Origin of the sequence: Chryseobacterium oleae, from assembly GCF_900115055.1 — a bacterium.
GTDB classification, from domain to species: Bacteria; Bacteroidota; Bacteroidia; order Flavobacteriales; family Weeksellaceae; genus Chryseobacterium; species Chryseobacterium oleae.
This window is the reverse complement of sequence record NZ_FOVD01000009.1, coordinates 134625-154081: the sequence shown is the minus strand read 5'-3', so window position 1 is coordinate 154081 and position 19457 is coordinate 134625. Positions and strand designations below refer to the sequence as shown.

22 protein-coding genes are annotated in these 19457 nt (G+C 39.0%); 1 reads left to right on the top strand and 21 read right to left on the bottom strand.

Annotated features, from left to right (window positions below; genetic code table 11):
- Nucleotides 1-26: 26 nt before the first annotated feature.
- From BM143_RS21605 to BM143_RS21535, 16 genes are all read right to left on the bottom strand, one after another.
- Nucleotides 27-1520 (bottom strand): complex I subunit 4 family protein, encoded by a 1494-nt coding sequence (locus BM143_RS21605; RefSeq protein ID WP_090027218.1) that lies wholly within the window; start codon nucleotides 1518-1520, stop codon nucleotides 27-29.
- Nucleotides 1520-3433 (bottom strand): NADH-quinone oxidoreductase subunit L, encoded by a 1914-nt coding sequence (nuoL, locus tag BM143_RS21600; protein WP_072925163.1) that lies wholly within the window; start codon nucleotides 3431-3433, stop codon nucleotides 1520-1522. Before nuoL ends, BM143_RS21605 begins: the two co-directional genes overlap by 1 nt.
- Nucleotides 3434-3436: 3 nt before the next feature.
- Nucleotides 3437-3766: an NADH-quinone oxidoreductase subunit NuoK gene (gene nuoK / locus BM143_RS21595; RefSeq protein WP_034730724.1), complete on the bottom strand. Its 330-nt coding sequence runs from the start codon at nucleotides 3764-3766 to the stop codon at nucleotides 3437-3439.
- A 4-nt stretch (nucleotides 3767-3770) separates the two neighbouring features.
- Nucleotides 3771-4268, bottom strand: coding sequence for an NADH-quinone oxidoreductase subunit J family protein (locus tag BM143_RS21590; RefSeq protein WP_034703568.1), 498 nt, complete (start codon nucleotides 4266-4268; stop codon nucleotides 3771-3773).
- On the bottom strand, nucleotides 4268-4825 hold the full coding sequence (locus tag BM143_RS21585; protein WP_034703566.1) for a NuoI/complex I 23 kDa subunit family protein: 558 nt from the start codon (nucleotides 4823-4825) through the stop codon (nucleotides 4268-4270). Before BM143_RS21585 ends, BM143_RS21590 begins: the two co-directional genes overlap by 1 nt.
- Before the next feature lie 112 nt (nucleotides 4826-4937).
- A complete protein-coding gene (gene nuoH / locus BM143_RS21580; RefSeq protein ID WP_034730721.1) occupies nucleotides 4938-6002 on the bottom strand; it encodes an NADH-quinone oxidoreductase subunit NuoH in 1065 nt (354 codons plus the stop codon).
- 95 nt (nucleotides 6003-6097) lie between these two features.
- A complete protein-coding gene (locus BM143_RS21575) occupies nucleotides 6098-7096 on the bottom strand; it encodes an NADH-quinone oxidoreductase subunit G (protein ID WP_034730719.1) in 999 nt (332 codons plus the stop codon).
- Between the two features lie 43 nt (nucleotides 7097-7139).
- Nucleotides 7140-8021 carry a hypothetical protein gene (locus tag BM143_RS21570; protein ID WP_090027216.1) on the bottom strand — a complete coding sequence of 294 codons (882 nt, stop codon included), beginning with the start codon at nucleotides 8019-8021 and terminating at the stop codon, nucleotides 7140-7142.
- A 5-nt stretch (nucleotides 8022-8026) separates the two neighbouring features.
- Nucleotides 8027-9385, bottom strand: a complete 1359-nt coding sequence (nuoF, locus tag BM143_RS21565; RefSeq protein ID WP_034730706.1) for an NADH-quinone oxidoreductase subunit NuoF — start codon at nucleotides 9383-9385, stop codon at nucleotides 8027-8029.
- A 73-nt stretch (nucleotides 9386-9458) separates the two neighbouring features.
- Nucleotides 9459-9968, bottom strand: a complete 510-nt coding sequence (locus tag BM143_RS21560) for an NADH-quinone oxidoreductase subunit NuoE family protein (RefSeq protein ID WP_034703555.1) — start codon at nucleotides 9966-9968, stop codon at nucleotides 9459-9461.
- 104 nt (nucleotides 9969-10072) lie between these two features.
- A complete protein-coding gene (gene nuoD, locus BM143_RS21555; protein ID WP_090027215.1) occupies nucleotides 10073-11296 on the bottom strand; it encodes an NADH dehydrogenase (quinone) subunit D in 1224 nt (407 codons plus the stop codon).
- A 75-nt stretch (nucleotides 11297-11371) separates the two neighbouring features.
- Nucleotides 11372-11866 carry an NADH-quinone oxidoreductase subunit C gene (locus tag BM143_RS21550; protein WP_034730701.1) on the bottom strand — a complete coding sequence of 165 codons (495 nt, stop codon included), beginning with the start codon at nucleotides 11864-11866 and terminating at the stop codon, nucleotides 11372-11374.
- Nucleotides 11867-11871: 5 nt separating this feature from the next.
- Complete coding sequence (locus tag BM143_RS21545; RefSeq protein ID WP_034730699.1) at nucleotides 11872-12432, bottom strand: NADH-quinone oxidoreductase subunit B; 561 nt, start codon at nucleotides 12430-12432, stop codon at nucleotides 11872-11874.
- Between the two features lie 95 nt (nucleotides 12433-12527).
- A complete protein-coding gene (locus tag BM143_RS21540; protein ID WP_034730696.1) occupies nucleotides 12528-12899 on the bottom strand; it encodes an NADH-quinone oxidoreductase subunit A in 372 nt (123 codons plus the stop codon).
- A gap of 121 nt (nucleotides 12900-13020) precedes the next feature.
- Entirely contained in the window at nucleotides 13021-13197 is a 177-nt protein-coding gene (locus BM143_RS24080) for a hypothetical protein (RefSeq protein WP_165571917.1), read from the bottom strand.
- Nucleotides 13198-13315: 118 nt separating this feature from the next.
- Nucleotides 13316-14449, bottom strand: coding sequence for a GNAT family protein (locus tag BM143_RS21535; protein WP_090027213.1), 1134 nt, complete (start codon nucleotides 14447-14449; stop codon nucleotides 13316-13318).
- Between the two features lie 104 nt (nucleotides 14450-14553).
- Between BM143_RS21535 and BM143_RS21530 the strand changes: the two genes are divergently transcribed.
- On the top strand, nucleotides 14554-15264 hold the full coding sequence (locus tag BM143_RS21530; RefSeq protein ID WP_090027211.1) for a zinc metallopeptidase: 711 nt from the start codon (nucleotides 14554-14556) through the stop codon (nucleotides 15262-15264).
- Here BM143_RS21530 and BM143_RS21525 read toward each other — a convergent pair.
- The 5 genes from BM143_RS21525 to BM143_RS21515 all read right to left on the bottom strand — a co-directional run bounded on the left by BM143_RS21525 (nucleotide 15261) and on the right by BM143_RS21515 (nucleotide 19431).
- Entirely contained in the window at nucleotides 15261-15866 is a 606-nt protein-coding gene (locus BM143_RS21525) for an IMPACT family protein (RefSeq protein WP_090027209.1), read from the bottom strand. The genes BM143_RS21530 and BM143_RS21525 overlap by 4 nt on opposite strands.
- 126 nt (nucleotides 15867-15992) lie before the next feature.
- Complete coding sequence (locus BM143_RS24370) at nucleotides 15993-16175, bottom strand: bacteriocin-like protein (RefSeq protein ID WP_449384781.1); 183 nt, start codon at nucleotides 16173-16175, stop codon at nucleotides 15993-15995.
- A gap of 26 nt (nucleotides 16176-16201) precedes the next feature.
- On the bottom strand, nucleotides 16202-16360 hold the full coding sequence (locus tag BM143_RS24075; RefSeq protein WP_167375331.1) for a bacteriocin-like protein: 159 nt from the start codon (nucleotides 16358-16360) through the stop codon (nucleotides 16202-16204).
- A gap of 167 nt (nucleotides 16361-16527) precedes the next feature.
- Nucleotides 16528-17562: a bifunctional diaminohydroxyphosphoribosylaminopyrimidine deaminase/5-amino-6-(5-phosphoribosylamino)uracil reductase RibD gene (ribD, locus tag BM143_RS21520; RefSeq protein ID WP_090027207.1), complete on the bottom strand. Its 1035-nt coding sequence runs from the start codon at nucleotides 17560-17562 to the stop codon at nucleotides 16528-16530.
- Between the two features lie 63 nt (nucleotides 17563-17625).
- Nucleotides 17626-19431: a DUF349 domain-containing protein gene (locus BM143_RS21515; protein WP_090027205.1), complete on the bottom strand. Its 1806-nt coding sequence runs from the start codon at nucleotides 19429-19431 to the stop codon at nucleotides 17626-17628.
- Nucleotides 19432-19457: the final 26 nt, after the last annotated feature.

The following is a 19457-nucleotide window of genomic DNA, read 5'->3' as shown; positions in this document are numbered from 1 at the left end:
TTTTAATTTTTAAATCTTTTAATCTTCTAATTAGCCATTGCTGTGTAGATAAACTTCAGCGAACTGCTCACCATATCGATCACCGGCTGTGGGAAAATCCCCAACAGGATCACAAAAACCGCTAAACTTGCCAATACAGAAAATTCAACAGCGGATAAATCTTTAGCTGTGCTTAGAACGGCTTCGTCTCCTTCACCGAACATTGCTTTTCCGTAGAATCTCAACAGGTACACCGCACAAAGAATTACAGTAAGACCTGCAATCACTGCTGCCAGTCCGTTGAAATCATATACTGATTTCAGCAAAATAAATTCTCCGACGAATCCATTGGTTAATGGAACTCCCATTGAACCTAATATAATGATCAGGAACAACACGGCAAACTTAGGAGCCACTTTGGCTAAACCTCCCATTTGTCTGATGTCTCTTGATTTAAATCTCTTGTATAAAATATCACAGCAGTAGAATAATCCCACTACGTTGATACCGTGAGCAAAAGTCTGTACCAGTGCCCCTTCAGCTCCTTCGATATTGAATGTTCCTCTTAACGTGATCACTGCAGAAGAGAAAATCCCTGCCACCATTAATCCTACGTGAGAGAAAGAAGAATAGGCAATGATTCTCTTCATATCGGTCTGGATGATCGCGATGAGAGCACCGTGAACAATTCCTACGATAGCTAAGATAATTACGATCTGTCCTGAAATTCCTGCAATCGGAATTGGAGTGATCGGAAGCAAATAACGGATAACACCATACACCGCCATCTTCAGCATGATCCCTGATAAAAGCATGGATCCCTGAGTAGGAGAGTAGGTATATGTATCCGGCTGCCACGTATGGAAAGGGAATACCGGTAATTTCACTGCAAATGCAAAGAAGATGAACCAGAATACCACCGTCTGTTGTACTTCATTAAGCTGAGCATTGTATAAATCTGTTAAAGCGAATGATGCAGAGTGGTTGTACACATAGATCAATCCGGCTAACATAAATAGTGACCCAACGAATGTATAAACGAAGAATTTCGTTGTGAATTCAAATCTTTTATTTTCCTGACCCCAAAGTCCGGCGATGAACCAGATCGGAATCAAGGTTACTTCCCAGAAAATGTAGAACAACAATCCGTCTAAAGAAGTGAACACACCCACAAGACCGAACTGCATCAGCAGAATCAGACCGTAGAATGTATTTCTGTAGTTTACATTTTCGTTAAACGAAGATAAAATAATGATGGGCGTTAAGATGTTGGTCAACAGTAAAAGCAGCAGACTCATTCCGTCAATGCCGAAATGAAGTGAGCTTTTAATAAATTGTGACCAAGGGTAGTTGATTTCGTGCTGAAGTACACTGTCCACCGTTGGATTAAAATCAAAATCCGCTGCGATGTAGAATGTAATAAGCATTTGGATCAAAGCTATTCCTAGCGCCAAATATTTGCTGGATTTATTTTTCCATGCAAAAACTAATCCCGAACCTACTAGAGGTAATAGTAATAATGTTAATAATAAACCAGACATTATTGTAATATAAAGTTAACAATCAGTATAATTCCCACTGCTAAAGACATGATAAGAATATAAGTCTCTACATTTCCGTTTTGGATACGCTTCATCGCTTTTCCGCTGTCTTCAGCGCCTTCGCCTACAAAGTCTACAAAACGGTCTAAGATCCCTTTATCAAACATCTTTCCTCCGCGTCCTAATCCTTCAACAGTTTTTACAATCAATGCATTGTAAAGTTCGTCTACATATAATTTCTTAGCAGAAAGTTTCTCCCATCCGGTATAGCTTTCTTCTGCCAGAGCCATTTTTTTCTTTTTCACGTAGGTATTTTTTACAATAAACCATACGGTGAAGAACATCAGCACTGTAGCGCCTAATAAGATCATTTCAGTCCCAAACGGAACTCCCGAAAGAGTAGCTTCCATCTGGTTGTAGCTTTGCTCTGTAAGAACAGGCTTCAGCCATTCCATTAATTTAGCATAATGACCGTGTCCAATGAAGTGAGGAAGGTTAATGAAACCTCCAAGCACAGAAAGGATAGCCAGAACGATTAACGGAAGCGTCATATTAGACGGGCTTTCGTGTAAGTGATGTTTCTGATCTTCCGTACCTCTGAATTCTCCATGGAATGTCAGGTAGTACAGTCTGAACATATACGTTGCAGTCATTGCCGCTAAAACAAATAAGATCACCCAGTAAACAGGGTTTTTAGCGAATGCTGCTACTAAAATTTCGTCTTTTGAGATCATCCCTGATAATAGAGGGAAACCTGAGATCGCCAGTGTTCCGATAAGGAAAGTAGCGTGGGTAATAGGAATGTATTTTTTCAGACCTCCCATGAAACGCATATCCTGCTCGTTGCTCATCGCGTGGATCACAGAACCTGCTCCCAGGAATAATAGTGCTTTGAAGAATGCGTGCGTCATTACGTGGAACATCGCTGTCGTATAAGCTCCCAATCCTAAAGCTATGAACATAAATCCAAGCTGTGAAACGGTAGAGTAGGCCAATACTTTTTTGATGTCGTTCTGACGAAGTGCATAGAATCCAGCCAAAGCAGCTGTTAAGAATCCGATGAATAAAATTCCTCCCTGAACCGTAGGTGCCAAAGTAAATAAGAAGTTTGATCTTACCACTAAATAGATACCTGCTGTTACCATCGTTGCCGCGTGGATCAACGCTGATACCGGAGTAGGACCGGCCATCGCATCCGGTAACCATGTATATAAAGGAACCTGAGCCGATTTACCGGTAGCTCCGATAAATAAACTGGCCGTAATAAAGATAATTACTGTTCCGTCTAATTCAAATTTTGAAGAGTTTTGTGCTACGGTAAGGAAATCCACTGCATTGGTCTGAGCCGCGATCATGAAGATCCCGATCAGTAACGCAAGGTCACCAATTCTGTTCATGATGAACGCTTTTCTTGCTGCTTTACCATATTCTTCATTGGTATACCAGAATCCGATCAACAGGTAAGAACAAAGACCTACACCTTCCCATCCGATAAACAGGATCAGGTAGTTGCTTCCCATTACTAAAAGCAGCATGGAGAAGATGAAAAGATTCAGATAAGTAAAGAACTTATAGAAACCTTTGTCGTGGCTCATATATCCGATAGAATATAAATGGATCAGGGATCCGATACCTGTGATGATCATCACCATCATTAATGAAAGCTGATCAATCTGGAATCCGAAATTGATCTGAACCCCGTTTACCGTAAACCACTCAAAAGCTTTTACGATGACAGGCTGACTTTCAGAATCAAATTTCAAGAAAAGACTTACTGCGATACAGAATGATCCGAAAACCATAGCTGTAGCCAGAGAGCCTACAAATATTTTTGGAAGATTTTTCCCGAATAAACCGTTAATAAGAAACCCTAATAGTGGTAAAAGTACTATTGCATACACTAAATTTTCCATTCCTTATCCTCTTAATTTATTAAATATACTTACATCCACAGAACGGGTATTTCTATATAGCATAGCAATAATTGCCAGACCTACCGCAACTTCAGCGGCGGCTACCACCATAATGAAGAAAACTAAAAGCTGTCCGTCTCCGTTTCCTTTATATGCTGAAAAAGCAGCCAATAAAAGGTTTACAGAATTCAGCATAAGCTCTACACAGCCCAAAATAACAATAGCGTTTTTTCTCAGCAGTACTCCCAATACTCCCAGACAGAACAATACTGAAGAAAGCATGATGAAATAGTTAAGAGGGACGCTTTGTATAAATGTATTTACTTCTCCCATAATTTTATAAATCTTTTTTACCGATTAATACCGCACCTACAATACCTGCCAAAATAAGGATGGATGCAAGTTCAAACGGTAAAACATATTGATTAAACAAAAGTCTGCCCAGATTTTTCGTAAGACCCACACCCTTGTCTACATTTTCAACAACAATGTGATTGTCCTGAACGCCTCTGAATACGCCTAAAACTCCAATTAATAAAAGACCGGCCGTAAAAACTCCAACAAATTTTAAAGTATTGTTCTTCTTACTTTCGTCTTGTTTATTAAGGTTAAGCATCATCAGGATATAAAGGAATAATACCATGATGGCTCCTGCGTACACTATGATCTGAATGATTGCAAGGAACTGGGCATTCAGAAGAATGTACATTCCCGCAATTGAAAACATCGTAACAATTAATGACAAAATAGCATAGAGCGGATTTCTTGCAAACACAAAATACACTGCACTAGCCACTGCTAAAAACGCCACCAAGAAAAATAAAAACTGATCCATTATTTTACCGCATTTTTTTGTTTCTCGGATTGTCTTGTCGTAATGTCAATCCTTTCATTTATTTTTTCAACCAATTTGTCTTTTCCATAGATGAAAGATCCTCTGTTGGTTTCTACATCCACCAATCTGTCTGTAAGATAGATCGCAGATTTAGGACAGGCTTCTTCACACATCCCGCAGAAAATACATCTCAGCATATTGATTTCGTATACTGATGCATATTTTTCTTCTCTGTAAAGACCTTTTTCCTCCTTCGTTCTCTCTGAAGCCGTCATGGTGATGGCTTCTGCAGGACAGGCTACGGCACAAAGTCCACAGGCTGTACATCTTTCTCTGCCTTCTTCGTCTCTTTTCAGAACGTGCTGACCTCTCCAGATAGTGGTTCTGGGTTTCTGTACTTCCGGATATGAATATACTGCCGGAGCACCTTTTATCACGGTTCTTACAGCATGCTTAAATGTAATCCCCATCCCGGTAAAAATAGCAGGAAGGTAGATTTTTTCAGCAAGGGTCATTTCTTTGTTGGAAACAACTTTTGATCTGTTTGTAAGTTTCATTTAATTATAGATGTTAGATGTTAGACGTTAGATGTTAGAAGATGGAAGTGGGTTTTTATTTCCCGCATCACCATATTATCACATCATCACATCATCTCATTTTCAAATTATTCTAGTTGGCAAATGCTAAAATTACAGCACCTGTAATCAATAGGTTTACTAATGCCATTGGGATAAGTGTTTTCCATCCTAAGTGCATCAGTTGGTCATATCTAAATCTTGGAAGCGTCCATCTGATCCACATAAAGATCAGAATTCCGATTACCGTTTTCGTTAAAAATGCTACGATACTCAAGATTCCTGCAGCGTTTTCGCCCCAGTTCTGAGTAACCCATTCAATTCCAGGGTAGTTGTAACCCCCGAAGAAAAGAACGACCATGAAAGCATTGGAGATAAACATGTTCACATATTCACCGAACATATACAATCCTAACTTCATGGAAGAATATTCAGTAGAATATCCTGTTACCAATTCAGATTCACATTCAGGTAAATCAAACGGGTGTCTGTTGGTTTCTGCCAAAGCAGCTACGAAGAATACAAGGAAGGCAATCGGCTGGTAGAAAATATTCCAGTTCATACCGGAAATCCAGGGAATAACTCCCCATAATTTTCCAGTCGTCTGACTTTCCGTAATTTCTTTTAAATCTAAACTTCCTGACATCATGATGATAGAAAGCAATGCTAATCCCATCGCCAATTCGTAAGAAATCATCTGTGAAGAAGCACGGATAGCACCTAATAATGAATATTTGTTATTCGAAGCCCAACCTCCGATCATGATTCCGTATACACCGATTGAAGCCATTCCGATGATGAAAAGTACCCCAACGTCAATGTTGGCAACCTGTAAATCAAAAGAAGTACCTGCAATATTTAAACTTTTACCCCAGGGAATAACCGCTCCTGTGATCAATGAAATAAACATAACCAATGCCGGTCCCAATACGAAAAGAAACTTTTCAGCATTGGCAGGAGTAAAGTCTTCTTTAAAGAAAAACTTTCCACCGTCGGCCAGTGGCTGCAGCAGTCCGAAAGGTCCTGCTCTGTTGGGACCAATTCTATCCTGCATGATAGAGGCAACTTTTCTTTCTGCCCATGTAGAGTAGGCGGCTATCGTAAGAGACAGCAGGAAAAGTGCTAGTACAAGTATAAGTTTAAATGTTAGTAAATCCATTTTTTATTTATTTAGATACTAGATGTCAGATGCCAGATATCAGATTGAAAATCTATGGTCTGACGTCTGTTGTCTGAGATCTGATGTCTTATTAATTATTTTTCGTCTTTTTCACTGATTTCTTTGGCCATAGGATTGTCTAATACTCTTAGCTCATCCTTAGGTTTTTCGTAGTGGTTCAATGAAATTACCGAGTGTCTGTCGATATGTCTAGGACCTTCAATATTCCAGTCAGACAGTTCTTTTCTTTCGAAACGACAAGTATCACAGATGAATTCTTCTACTTCACCCCACTGATCTTTTCTGGCAGTAACTCTTACAATTTCGTCACCTTTCATCCAAACTACGGCTTTTCCTGAACATTTATCACATTTGCAGGTTGCATTCATTGGCTTTGTAAACCAAACTCTGCTTGCAAAACGGGAAGTTCTGTCTGTTAATGCACCTACCGGGCAAACATCGATGACATTTCCGATAAAGTCATTATCTAAAGCTTTATTTAAATAAGTAGAAATTTCAGCGTGATCTCCTCTGAAAAGAATACCATGCTCTCTTTCACCTGTTAACTGATTGGCTGCCAATACACATCTTGCACAAAGAATACAACGGTTCATATTCAACTTGATATTCGGACCAAGATCGTCTGCTTCGTAAGTATTTCTTTCAAATTCAGTTCTGGTTTCAAGGTTTCCGTGCTCGTACCCAAGATCCTGAAGGTGGCATTCACCGGCCTGGTCGCACACAGGGCAGTCCAGAGGGTGGTTCACCAATAAGAACTCGGTAACGGCTTTTCTACCTTCCTGAGCTTTTTCAGAAGAAAGATTTTTCACTTCCATACCGTCCATTACGTTAGTTCTGCAACTAGCAACTAATTTAGGCATAGGGCGCGGATCTGCTTCAGATCCTTTCGAAACTTCGACTAAGCAAGTTCTACATCTTCCTCCACTGGTTTCCAATTTGCTGTAATAGCACATTGCAGGAGGTACAGATTTTCCACCAATTTGTCTGGCAGCTTCCAAAATAGAAGTCCCAGGCAAAACTTCAGTAGTCTGTCCGTCTATAGTTATTTTGAATTTTTTAACCTCTTCGCTCATATTCTATGCTTTCGCTTATGCTTTTAAGGCGTTAAGCTATATTTTAATTATACTTCTTCGTGTTAAATGTATACCCAACCCCTGCAAGGACCTGCCCGAAAACAAAATCCTGACGTGCTTTATCCGGCTTGTTATTCAATGTAGTCTTGATGTCCCACATATTGATATATCCGGCTTTAGCCTCTGCTCTGATCATCCAGTTTTTCCAGAAAACCATGTTAAGGCTGGTTCTAAGGTCGGTTCCCATACCTGCAACGTGAAAACGGTCGCTTCTTTCATTTCCGAAAAGCTTGATATTACTTTTTGGAAACATCACCCCGATTCCTGCTCCGTAAGACCATACTAAATCTATATTTTTCTTATGAATAAGATTTTTGTATTTCTCAAGACCTAAATTTTCATAATTCAGCCCGTCTGTATGCTCGAAAGTAAGGAACTGGCTGTCGGCTAAATTAACCTGCCCGTTCTGTACCATTGCTGCATATTTCGGATCTGAAATTGTTCCTGAAAAATCAGCCGTCTGGTCCTGTTTCATCACATATTTCATATGATCTATCCCTAAAACAAGCGCCAGATTATCCTTTATAAAATATCCGATTCTGAAGTTATACTGCGTTACAGTAAACCAGCTTGGATCGATATAAACGATTCCGAACTTGGTAGGTTTATCCCTTGCCTGTACATTATTCAACTGAAAATCGTAGCCGTTTCCCGTGAAATGGATATCAGAATTGCTGAAAGCGCCTCTGTTCCATCCGTAGAAAACAAACACCTGACCTTTTTTACTTAAGGGTAAGGGTTTTTCTTTCTTTTCAGCTTTGTATGGAGTTACCTCCAATTTATATTCTTTGTCTAATGTATCTTTTTTAACTTGCCCGAAAGCAACCCCCGACATCATTATGCCAACAACCAATAAGTTTTTCATTTCAGCTACGCATTTTTTTCAACAGCAGGAATAGGATCTGCATAATGTGCCAATCCATAATTTTGTGTCTGAGATAATTCAGGGTTTTTCACGTGCCATTCGAACTCGTCTCTGAAGTGACGGATCGCTGCTGCAACAGGCCAGGCCGCTGCATCTCCTAATGGGCAGATGGTATTTCCTTCAATTTTTCTCTGTATATCCCAAAGAAGGTCGATGTCTTCCATTTTTCCTTCTCCTTTTTCTATCTTCTTCAGGATTTTGTGCATCCATCCCGTTCCTTCACGGCAAGGCGTACACTGTCCACAGCTCTCGTGATGATAAAATCTCGCTAAAGTCATGGTATGTTCTACGATACACTGGTCTTCATCCAAAACAATGAAACCACCTGAACCCATCATGGTTCCGGTAGCAAAACCACCGTCTGCCAATGATTCATAGTTCATATATCTCGGTTCTCCGTTTACCGTTCTCAATAATAAATTAGCAGGAACAATCGGAACAGAGCTTCCTCCAGGGATACAAGCTTTTAATTTTTTTCCGTCTTTAATTCCACCGCAGTATTCATCAGAATAAATGAATTCCTCAACAGTAATGGTCATATCGATTTCGTAAACTCCAGGTTTGTTGATGTTTCCACAAGCCGAAATCAATTTCGTTCCTGTAGATCTTCCAACCCCGATTTTAGCATATTCAGCTCCTCCCATATCAATGATCGGAACGATAGCTGCGATAGATTCCACGTTATTTACTACCGTTGGTCTTTCCCAAAGTCCTTTTACAGCCGGGAATGGTGGTTTTAATCTTGGATTTCCTCTTTTTCCTTCAAGGGATTCAAGCAATGCCGTTTCTTCACCACAGATATAAGCTCCACCACCTCTTTGAACATAAATTTCCAGATCGTAACCTGTTCCTAAGATGTTTTTACCTAAAAATCCTGCTGCCTTAGCTTCTTCAATGGCTTCTTCTAAAATATCCGGAATCCATGAATATTCTCCACGGATGTAGATATAAGAAACATTGGAACCTAAAACAAAAGATGAGATCAACATTCCCTCGATCAATAGATGAGGAAGGAATTCCATCAGATATCTGTCCTTGAAAGTTCCAGGCTCAGATTCATCGGCATTCACAACCAGGTGTCTTGGTACGCCTTCCGGTTTTGCCAGAAAGCTCCACTTCATCCCTGTCGGGAATCCAGCTCCACCACGTCCACGAAGTCCTGAAGTTTTAACTTCTTCAAGAATTTCGTCAGGTGTCATTTTCAAGGCTTTTTCAGCTGCGGTGTAACCTCCCTGTTTACGGTAAGTTTCAAAGTAGCGAATGCCTTCTATATGTGCGTCTTTAAGTAAAAGTTTTTTACTCATTGTTTATTATGCTTTTAGCTGTAGACTATTGGCTTGTGGCTTCTAGCTTCGGCTATTTTAAGTTAAAATTTATTTAGTCCAAAGCAACCTGTCCCTGTCTGCAAAGATCAAGGATTTCGTCTACTTTTTCTATCGTTAAATTTTCATGAAAGAATTTCCCCAGCTGAAGCATTGGTGCGTATCCGCAAGCTCCAAGACATTCGGCAGGTTTTAGGGTAAACATACCGTCTTCGGTAGTTTCTCCGTCCTTAATGTTCAGTTTGGTTCTGATATGATCAAGGATTTTTTCGCTTCCGCAAACCATACAAGGTCCGGTTCTGCATACTTCCAAAACATATTTACCAACCGGCTTCATATTGAACATGGTATAAAAAGTAGCTACCTCATATACTTCAATTGGCTTAATACTTAATAATTCAGCAACATAATCCATCACAGGAACGTCTAACCATCCTCCGAATTCTTTCTGTGCTAAGTGAAGTACAGGAAGAAGAGCAGACTTTTGTCTTCCCTCAGGATATCTTGCGATAATTTTGTGTACCTGTTCTAAACTTTCCGGTTTAAAAGCTATTGTTTCGCTCATTTTTTATCTAAGATTTCAGATGCCAGATTTCAGACATCAGATTTTAAATTTATATACAAAGCAAAGAGTCTAACATCTGAAATCTGATGTCTGACGTCTTCTTTTTATGCGTCTAATTCTCCCGCAATAATATTCATACTACACATGGTAACGATCGCGTCTGAAATTACAGAACCAGTGATCATTTCAGGATAAGCCTGATAGTAGATGAAACATGGTCTTCTGAAGTGAAGTCTGTAAGGGCTTCTTCCTCCGTCACTCACGAGATAGAATCCTAATTCTCCGTTTCCACCTTCTACAGCATGATAAACTTCTCCTTTAGGTACGTCTGTTTCTCCCATAACGATTTTGAAATGGTAGATTAAAGCTTCCATTTTCTTGTAAACATCTGCCTTTTCAGGAAGATAGAAATCAGGAACATCCGCGTGGAATGGTCCTTCAGGAAGATTTTCGTATGCTTGTTTGATGATTTTCAGTGATTCCCATATTTCCTGCTGACGAACCATGAAACGGTCGTACGTATCACCTGCAGTTCCTACAGGAATGATAAAGTCGAAATCCTCGTAAGAAGAATAAGGCTGTGCAACTCTTACGTCATAATCTACTCCAGCTGCACGTAGGTTCGGACCTGTAAAACCATAGCTTAATGCTCTTTCTGCAGAAATTGCTCCTGCACCAATGGTTCTGTCCATAAAGATTCTGTTTCTTTCCAGTAAAGTTCCGAATTCTTTGAATCTCGCCGGGAAAGTTTTTAAGAAATCCTGTAATAGCTCATGGAATTTCGGGGTGAAATCTCTTTCAAATCCTCCGATTCTTCCCATATTCGTCGTCATTCTCGCTCCGCAGATCTGCTCATACATATCGTAAATACGTTCTCTTTCGATGAACATATAAGTAAGACCTGTAATCGCTCCTGCATCCATTCCGGTTACCCCGTTACAGATCAGGTGATCACCGATTCTGGCTAGTTCCATTAAAATAACACGCATATAATCTACACGCTTTGGAACTTCTATGCCGATCAGCTTCTCTACTGTCATGTGCCAACCCAGGTTATTGATAGGCGCTGAACAGTAATTCATACGGTCTGTAAGGGTAGTGATCTGAGAATAGTTTCTTCTTTCGGAAATTTTCTCAAATGCTCTGTGGATGTATCCTACCGTTTGCTCTGCGTGAAGGATTCTTTCTCCGTCCATCGTTAAGATATTCTGGAAGATCCCGTGGGTAGCAGGGTGGGTAGGTCCTAAATTGAGGGTATACAGCTGCCCGTCAATCTGCTCCTTACTTTCGTACTGGTTAAGTATATTAGATAATGAGTTATCTTTCATAATTTAAATGCTTTAGGCTCTAGGCTTTAGGCTTTAAGCTTACTGCTTATTGCTTACTGCTTATTGCATTATATTTTATCTTCCGAACATATTATCGTCCTTATCTGTTCTTGTTCCATCTTCCAGACGGTATTCCTTCAACATCGGATGGTATCCAAGGTCTTCCATGTTAAGGATTGCTCTAAGATCAGGATGTCCTTTGAATTTAATTCCGTAGAAATCAAAAGTTTCTCTTTCCATCCAGTTCGCTCCGGCAAATAATTCTACAAGAGAATCTACTTCTACATTTTCTCTGGACATAAAGATCTTCAGACGTAATCTGAAATTAGCCATCATATTGTGCAGGTGATAGATAACACCGATCTCCTTTTCAGGAAACTCAGGGTAATGAATACCGCAGATATCAGTAAGGAAATTAAATTCCAGTGATGAGTCTCTTAAATAATGAATGATCTTTTTGATATCTTCCTTCTTCACTTCAATCGTCAGCATTCCATAAGGCTCTGAACTCGAAATCACAGAATCCGGAAATTCTCTAGTAATAGCTTCTAGTACAAATTCGTTTGTCATTTCCCTTAGTTGCTTATGTTGTAAGAATCTAGTAATTTCTGGTATTCAGGCATATCTCTTCTTCTGATGCTTTCGCTTTCGGAAAGAGCCTGAACCTGCATTACACCTTCAATGATCTGCTCCGGTCTTGGAGGACATCCCGGAACGTATACGTCTACCGGAATAATTTTATCGATTCCCTGTAATACAGAGTACGTGTCAAAAATACCACCGCTGGATGCACATGCACCAACAGCCACCACCCATTTCGGCTCAGCCATCTGAGTGTAAACTTCTTTTAGGACTGGTCCTAATTTTTTAGATATCGTTCCGCAAACCATCAGCATATCTGCCTGTCTTGGAGAGAAAGAGTTTCTTTCCATACCAAATCTTGAAGCATCATACGTAGGGTTCAGGGTAGCCATAAACTCGATACCACAACAAGAGGTTGCAAATGGTAAAGGCCAAAGAGAAAACTTCCTGGCCATCCCGATCACACTGCTCAGTTTCGTTGCGAAAAACCCTTCTCCTTCAAATCCTTCGGGAGCAGGTGCATCTGTTCTTATTACTGGTTTTTTATCTGACATTTTTATTAAATATTTAAAGATTCAGACATTTAAAAATTTAAAAACTTATCCATCTTTAAATTCGTTAAATACATTAAATCTTTTAATGTTAAAATTTATTTATCCCAATCTAATGCACCGCGTTTCCAAACATAGAAAAACGCCATGAAGAAGATCGCGACGAAGGTAAGTACGGCCAGGAATCCTTCTACTCCGAATTCTCTGAAGTTAACCGCATACGGGTAAAAAAATACGATTTCAATATCGAATAGTACGAACAATACCGCAGTCAGGAAGTATTTAATGGAAAACGGTGTTCTCGCATTTCCTTCTACAGGAACTCCACATTCCCAGCTTTGGTTTTTCACAGAATTTCCTTTCTTCTGTTTCGGTCCCAGAAAATGGGCTCCAAGCAAAGAAACGGCTACAAATGCCACTGCTACACCTGCTTGAAGAAGGATTGGAATATAACTTTCAGGTAAATTCATTTTTGCATTATTATCTCAATTTGCAAATTTAGCGAATAAACAAGAAAGCATGAAATTAATAAGCCTAAAAGTGGGTTGAAAATAGGGAAAACCGGTAATTTAGAATCAATAAAAATAGTGCTTATTTCTTCATTTTTCTGAGCAGAGAATAGGCCATAAATGATATGTATCCGAAAAGAATACTGGCTAAGATTATGTTAACTATCGTATTCAATCTATCATCCTCGATCCGGAAAAAGAAGTTGTAGGCAATAAATGCTGCGATCAGAACGGCGAAAACAATGAGATGTGGTTTCATGGGGTAGGGATACGTGTTACGGGTTGCGAGGTAAGGGGTTCGTGTTACGAAGCGAAAAATATGAGTTATTAGCTTTAGATTTGAAATAAGTCACTAATAACTCATCAACGATTATTCATTACTCATTACTTATCATTAATGAGTAGGTTCTTCTTCTCTTATGGTTCACGGGATTGTAATCCTGCCACAGAACCTGAACGCTTTTGTTTTCTTCCAGTTCCGGGTTGGTTTCGGCAAAATCAATTCCCATACTGGTAAAACGAACGAAAATCTCTTTGAATATAATGGCTGTAACGCCACGTCTCTGGTATTCAGGGTGAATTCCGATCAGATAGAAATTGGCGCGGTCGTTTTTCTTTCCGGCCTGTAAAAAGTGCCACCATCCGAAAGGAAACAGTTTTCCTTTAGATTTCTGTAAAGCCTTTGAATAAGAAGGCATGGTGATGGCAAATGAAACCAGTTCATTATTTTCATCTACGACGCAGATGACGTAGTTTTTGTCTATAAACGGGAAATATTTTTCTCTGTACGTTTGAATCTGCTCGTCTGAAATAGGTGTGTAAGTAGAAAGATGTTTATAGGTTTCATCCAGAAGCTTAAACATCGGTTCTACAAACGGTAAAATTTCCTGCTTTGATTTGAAATCAAGAACCTTAAGTTTGTATTTCTGTGCGATCAGACCACTGAATTTTTCTACTTTTTCAGGGAGAACTTTCGGGAAATTCATTTCATATTCTACCCATTCTTTTTCTTTGGTCAGTCCAAGATCTTCCAAATGTTTAGGATAGTAGGCGTGATTATAGATTCCGATCATGGTAGCCAGTTTTTCAAATCCCATGGTCAGCATTCCTGCCTTATCAAGATTCGTGAAACCCATTGGTCCTTCTATCTTATCTATATGATGTTCTTTAGCGTAATCTATCGCTTTTTGAATCAGTGCTTTAGAAACTTTTTTATCGTCAATAAAATCGATCCATCCGAAACGTACCTTTTTAATGCCGAGTTCTTTTTCCTCCTTATGATTGATGATCACAGCGATTCTTCCAACTACTTTATTGTCTTTTAACGCCAGATACTGTTTGGATTTTGAATAATGTAAAGCCGGATTTTCTTTGGCGTCCCAGATTTTAAATTCGTCTTTGATAAAAGAAGGAACATAATACGGGTTGTTTTTATAAAGATCCATCGGAAACCTTACGAATTGTTTTAATTCGCTTTGATTTTTTACTTCAATAACTGAAACTTCTGACATAATTAGAGGGTAATTAGAGGACAAATATAAATAATAAAATGTAATACTTTGGCACAGTTTTTACATCATTATGGTTAAAATTTAAACACAAAAATCTATATAAAATGACGGGTTATTATATCATTATCGGTATTTCAATGCTGGTGAGCTGGTGGGTTTCATCAAGATTGAAATCGAAATTTGAATATTACTCCAATGTACATCTCAGAAATGGTTTATCGGGGAAAGAAGTGGCAGAAAAGATGCTTAGAGATAACGGGATCAATGATGTACAGGTAATTTCAGTTCCCGGTCAGCTGACGGACCACTACAATCCGGCAGATAAAACAGTTAATCTTTCTGAAGGAGTCTATATGCAGAGAAATGCGGCTGCGGCTGCGGTAGCGGCTCACGAATGCGGTCATGCGGTACAGCATGCTGTAGGATATTCAATGCTGAATCTGCGTTCAAAGCTGGTTCCTGTTGTCAATATAACGTCTAATCTGATGCAGTTTGTTCTGCTTGCAGGTATTGGAATTATGGTTGCCACAAGATCTATTGAAGATCCGAATGGAAATACTGCTGTTTTGGCGATTGGAGTAGCGATGTTTGCTATGACGACACTTTTCGCTTTTGTAACGCTTCCCGTTGAATACGATGCGAGTAACAGAGCGATGAAATGGCTTAAAGATACAGGCACGGTGACTCAGGAAGAATTTGTAGGGGTACAGGACAGTCTGAAATGGGCGGCAAGAACCTATGTGGTGGCTGCCATCGGATCACTGGCACAGCTCCTATACTGGGGGTCTTTACTGCTTGGCGGAAGAAGAAATTAATCTTTAAATTCAAATGAAACATACTGCATCTCGGATAATTTATCTGAGATGCTTTCTTTTTGGGCCAATTTTAAAGAGGCCGTCAATATGCAGTTTTCATTTGCATCAAAATTCAAAACTTTCGCATCGAATTTTGAAAGCAGGGTAAATATGGTGTTCTGCTGATTGAAGTTGAACTGGATTTCGATTTCTGCTTCAAGTTCCCTCGTGATGATATTCGCTTCCTCAAGGGTTATCTTTGCACATTCTTTATAGGCTTTTACCAACCCTGAAACGCCGAGTTTTGTTCCACCATAATAACGCACGGAAATAACGAGAACATTCGTGATTTCATGGGCTAAAAGCTGGTTGTAAATAGGAAGTCCCGCACTTCCTGACGGTTCTCCATCATCGTTTGCCCGGTAGTTTTCGCCTTCCAGACCCATTCTGAAAGCATAACAATGATGAGTAGCTTTTGGGTGTTCTTCCCTTACTTTTTCCAGCGCGTTTTTTAGTTCTTTTTCATTGTTAACAGGAAATGCAAATCCGATGAACTTGCTTCCTTTTTCTTTCAATAAAGTATTTTCTATGGGTTTTTCTATCGTTTTGTATTCGAACGTCATTGCAGCCGGCTTTATACATGCAAAAGTATAAAATGTAGGATAAGTTACACAATGATCATGAAAGAAGCCGCCAAATTATTTGACAGCTCCTTATATTTTTATGATTTTTATAGTAATTTCTTTGTTCTATGATCCACAATAATCTAATGGAAGTAAGCACATATAGTTTGTTGGTCCGCAAAAATCCACAGGACATTTATCTCTGCATCTGGTGGCTTCTCCGGTAGGTAACGTACAATTTACAAATACAATTGCACCACCGCTAATACTTTTTAGGTTGATTCTTGAAATTTTCTTTAGATTTTTCATGTTGATTTTTTAGAATGATTTTAGAATTAAGAACATACGACATCTCCGCCTCCGCCGGCACTTTTCCAATAACATGTTTTCGTGTTAGCAGGACAACCATAAAGCACAACGCAATTCTCCAGTTTAACTAATCCTCCTTTTACCTGTTTTAGGTTTTCTCTTGAAATTTTCTTTAAATTTTTCATGTAATAATAATTTGATTGATATTATTTAATTCACCATTAAGTTACTTAATTAATTTCAACTGAAAATATGATTTTTAGAGAATTTTATTATGTTAAATTGAATTTATAATGATGTTGATAATGAGTGCCGATGGATGTGGTTTAAAATCATTTTAATTCATATGGCATTAATCTTGAAAATCAGGTACATAAAATGAAACGGTATTGTCTCTGAAAGCTTTGATATCATGAGGTTTTACATCCAGCGTAGGAGCTTTTGTTCCATGTTCCAGTTTTAATTCTTCGTTTTTGATGACGATGGCTTCATCCCAAAGTCCTGCATGAATAAACTGTAGTAGAGTATAGCTTCCGCCTTCTATAATGACAGATTGTATCTGTTCCTTATAAAGTACAGTCATCAGATCCGGCAGGAAATTCTCTTTTCCTACTTTAATAAATTTGATATTATTTTCCGTTCCTTCTTGTATAGAATTGATGACCAGTGTTTGTGCTTCAGCATTATATATTTTAAAGTCTTGTGGAACTTTTAAGTCAAAATCTATAAGAATTCTTACAGGATTTACGCCTTCAGCATTTCTTACCGTCAAACTGGGATTGTCATTTAAAGCGGTCTGTGTTCCGACCAAAATCGCATGTTCGTCAGCTCTCAACTGGTGTACAAACTGATTGACCAAAGAATTTGAAATGGCAGTCGGTTTAAAGTCTTTATCTAAAAATCCGTCTCCTGATTCTGCCCATTTCAGAATGATGTAGGGTCTCTTCTTTTCGTGATAGGTGAAAAATCTCTTATTTAATTCAATACATTCTTTTTCCAGTACTCCGGAAACGGCTTCTATTCCTGCATCCTGAATGATTTTCTTTCCTTTTCCGTTTACTTTATCATGAGAATCCATAGCACCGATAACTACTTTTTTGAATCCAAGTTCTTTAATTTTTAGGGCACATGGAGGTGTTTTCCCATAATGTGCACAAGGTTCAAGGGAAACATAGATGGTAGATTCCGGAATCAGGCTTTTATCTTCTACAGAATTGATGGCATTGATCTCAGCGTGATTTTCACCGGCTTTATGGTGATATCCTTCTCCGATGATCTTTCCGTCATGGACGATTACGCTGCCAACAAGAGGGTTGGGGTAGGTTTTGCCCAGTGCTTTTTGGGCGAGCTCGATGCATCTTTTGATATATAATTCGTCGTTGTTCATAGGGTGAAAAGAAAAAGCGAAGACAAATTTCTTTGCTCCGCCTTATTGATATTGTTTAATAGATTATTCTCCTGCAATAATATTGTGAAGATTTTGTCTTAAAGTTTCAAGATGTACTTTCTTCTCGTCGATGGTATTGAAGGTATCTCTTAGAAGTGGATTTTCTTTTGACGGGTTTTTGAAGAATGCCAGGTTGTTTTCCAGTTTTACAATTTCGCCTTCAAGGTCAGAGATCTGGCTCTTGATCTTTCTTGCTTTATCCGTAAGCTGATTTTCTGTTAATCCTTCTTCCTTCAGTTCAAGCTCATTGATTTTATTCAGTTTCAGCTTTTCTCTCAACGTTCTGTTGAATTCGGTATTGATCGCGATTTTGTCTCTCGGTACTTTCCCGATATTGTTCCAGGCCGTTTTTATGGCTTCAATTTTTTCAATGCTGCCTTCGTCATTGGAAACTGTTTTCAGATCTTCAAGAATTTCTTTTTTCTGTTTGTAATTCTCTTTCCAGTTATCGTTAGACGCATTGTTTTTCTCTCTGTAATTGTTGAAGAACGTATTACAGGCATCACGGAATTCATCCCAGATCTTATTGGTCATGCTCTTTGGAACGTGCCCGATCTTTTTCCAGTCTTCCTGAAGCTTTTTGAATAACGGAACGGCAATGTCCCATTCTTCGTTGTTCATATTGTCCTGAGCAGTCTGGATCAGTTTTAATTTGTCTTCCAGATTGGCTTGCTGAGAACCTTTGAGAGATTTATAGTAATTGTTCTTTGTCGTGTTGAAACCTCTAAGTGTTGTTTTAAAATCATTCCAGTTCTGATTGGACAATTTTCTTGGAACACTTCCTGTCTTTAGGAATTCGGTACGAAGATCTTCTACTCTTTTGATGGAGTTCTGCCAATAACCGTGGTTAGGTGTTTCAGCAGGCTCAGATAATTTTTTGATTTCTGCAATGATCTGGTTTTTCTTTTCCAGATTGTCATTCTGCTCTCCTTCAATAGCGGCAGAAAGCTCAGATTTTCTTTCGTGAATCTTGTTGGAAATTTCTTTGAACTCTTCCCATGTTTTTTCACGGAATTCTTCGGCTACCGGTTCAGCTTCTTCTTTCCAAAGTTTATGAAGGTACTGAAGTTCGTTCAATGCCTTTTGAATCACAGGCTCGCTTTCCAGTTCTTTGGCGCGGGCAATGATGTGCTGTCTTTTCTCAAGGTTGTGGCTGAATTCCTGCTCTAAGAATTCTTTATTCAGATCCAGCATCTGATAAAACTGATTCAGGTGGTGGAAATAATTATTGTTAAGGATCTTAAATTCAGATTTTGCTACCTGTCCGGCTTTTGACCATTCTTCTTTGATCTCACGGATGGATTTGAAAAGGTTGGTTCCCGCCTCAGAATTCGTGTACAGATTTTTAAGTCTTTCTATGATGTTCTGACGGTGATCAAGGTTTTTCTTTTGCTCTTCATCCTGAGATTTCTGGTAAGTGTCATGCTTTTCTCTGAAAATATTGATCAGGGCAGACAGCTTAGACTGTAAAGGATGCTCGTAGCTGAAATTTTCAGGTGCATTTCCGCCTTCTGCATATTCATGCTTTTTGTCTTCCACTTCATCATGGATGTAATGACTTGCTTTTTCTTTTAACTGATTGAATCTTTTGAAATTCTCACCAGCATTGGCCGTGTTGATGATTTTTTCCATTTCTTTCAAAGCATCAGCCAGAGAAATATCATCAGTGTGATCCTCTTCAAGGTGTTCAGCCTCATCATCATGAGCAGTTTCACCATGAGGTACGGGCGTTTCCGACGTTTCCTCCTGAGATACTTCGTTAGGAATTTTATTTTCTTCGTTTTCAGAAAGATTGTTTTCTGTAGTCATAGCAAATCTTTTATGTGAGTGGCGTT